The organism is Salinicoccus sesuvii (genome assembly GCF_042648145.1).
GTDB lineage: Bacteria > Bacillota > Bacilli > Staphylococcales > Salinicoccaceae > Salinicoccus > Salinicoccus sesuvii.
In genome coordinates this window covers 1-2219 of sequence record NZ_JBHRWV010000005.1, presented here as the reverse complement: position 1 = coordinate 2219, position 2219 = coordinate 1, and the positions used below count along the sequence as shown (strand labels likewise).

Here is a 2219-nt window from a genome sequence, read left to right as displayed (position 1 = left end):
GCCTTGGCACTAAGAGCCGATGAAGGACGGAACAAACACCGATATGCTTTGGGGAGCTGTAAGTAAGCGTTGATCCAGAGATTTCCGAATGGGGGAACCCCACACGTTAGTGTGACTTTTAGGTGAATACATAGCCTGAGAGAGGTAGACCCGGGGAACTGAAACATCTTAGTACCCGGAGGAAGAGAAAGAAAAATCGATTCCCTGAGTAGCGGCGAGCGAAACGGGAAGAGCCCAAACCAGTTTTCGGACTGGGGTTGTAGGACACCGAGGAGACGGACATTTGCGAGCGGAAGGGCCTGGAACGGCCGACCATAGGGGGTAAGAGTCCCGTAGGCGAAGCGAGTGGACGTTGCGGTGGATCCTGAGTACGGCGGAACACGAGGAATTCCGTCGGAATCTGGGAGGACCATCTCCCAAGGCTAAATACTTCTTAGTGACCGATAGTGAACCAGTACCGTGAGGGAAAGGTGAAAAGCACCCCGGAAGGGGAGTGAAATAGAACCTGAAACCGTGTGCTTACAAGTAGTCAGAGCCCGTTAATGGGTGATGGCGTGCCTTTTGTAGAATGAACCGGCGAGTTGCGATTTCATGCAAGGTTAAGCAGCGAATGCGGAGCCGTAGCGAAAGCGAGTCTGAATAGGGCGAATGAGTATGAGGTTGCAGACCCGAAACCAGGTGATCTACCCATGTCCAGGCTGAAGTCCAGGTAACACTGGATGGAGGGCCGAACCGACTTACGTTGAAAAGTGACCGGATGAGGTGTGGGTAGCGGAGAAATTCCAATCGAACCTGGAGATAGCTGGTTCTCTCCGAAATATATTTAGGTATAGCCTCGTGTTAGCATCGTGGAGGTAGAGCACTGTTTGGACGAGGGGCCCATCCCGGGTTACCGAATTCAGACAAACTCCGAATGCCACAGATGTGATGCACGGGAGTCAGACAGCGGGTGATAAGGTCCGTTGTCGAGAGGGAAACAGCCCAGACCACCAGTTAAGGTCCCAAAATATATGTTGAGTGGAAAAGGATGTGGCGTTGCACAGACAACTAGGATGTTGGCTTAGAAGCAGCCATCATTTAAAGAGTGCGTAATAGCTCACTAGTCAAGTGACGCTGCGCCGAAAATGTACCGGGGCTAAACATATTACCGAAACTGTGGATCAATGATATTGATGGTAGGAGAGCGTTCCGATGGCAGAGAAGCATGATCGTGAGGACATGTGGAGCGATCGGAAGTGAGAATGCCGGTGTGAGTAGCGAAAGACGGGTGAGAATCCCGTCCACCGAATGACTAAGGTTTCCAGAGGAAGGCTCGTCCGCTCTGGGTTAGTCGGGACCTAAGCCGAGGCAGAACTGCGTAGGCGATGGACAACAGGTAGAAATTCCTGTACCGGTGATATGTGTATAAGCGATGTGGTGACGCAGAAGGAGAAGCAGAGCGTGCGATTGGAAGAGCACGTCCAAGCATCGAGTCGGCAGGGTAGGCAAATCCGCCCTGTGTAACGATGAGGTGTGATGGGGAGCCGAAATGAGTAGGCGAAGCTGTGGGTTCACACTGCCAAGAAAAGCTGCTAGTTAGCATATGACTGCCCGTACCGCAAACCGACACAGGTAGTTGGGATGAGAATTCTAAGGTGAGCGAGCGAACTCTCGTTAAGGAACTCGGCAAAATGACCCCGTAACTTCGGGAGAAGGGGTGCTCATGAAAATGAGCCGCAGTGAATAGGCCCAAGCGACTGTTTATCAAAAACACAGGTCTCTGCCAAACCGAAAGGTGACGTATAGGGGCTGACGCCTGCCCGGTGCTGGAAGGTTAAGAGGAGCGCTTAGCGTAAGCGAAGGTGCGAATCGAAGCCCCAGTAAACGGCGGCCGTAACTATAACGGTCCTAAGGTAGCGAAATTCCTTGTCAGGTAAGTTCTGACCCGCACGAAAGGCGTAACGATTTGGGCACTGTCTCAACGAGAGGCTCGGTGAAATCATAGTACCTGTGAAGATGCAGGTTACCCGCGACAGGACGGAAAGACCCCGTGGAGCTTTACTGTAACCTGATATTGAATCTTGACCTCACCTGTACAGGATAGGTGGGAGCCGTTGAAGTGTGGACGCCAGTCTACATGGAGGCACTGGTGGGATACCACCCCGGTGATGTTGAGATTCTAACCCGCGCCCGTAATCCGGGCGGGAGACAGTGTCAGGTGGACAGTTTGACTGGGGCGG

At 52.6% G+C, this 2219-nt stretch carries 1 rRNA gene; it reads left to right on the top strand.

From position 1 onward, the window contains the following. Positions 1 to 2219 (top strand): 23S ribosomal RNA (locus ACFOJ8_RS05570); the annotation flags it as partial.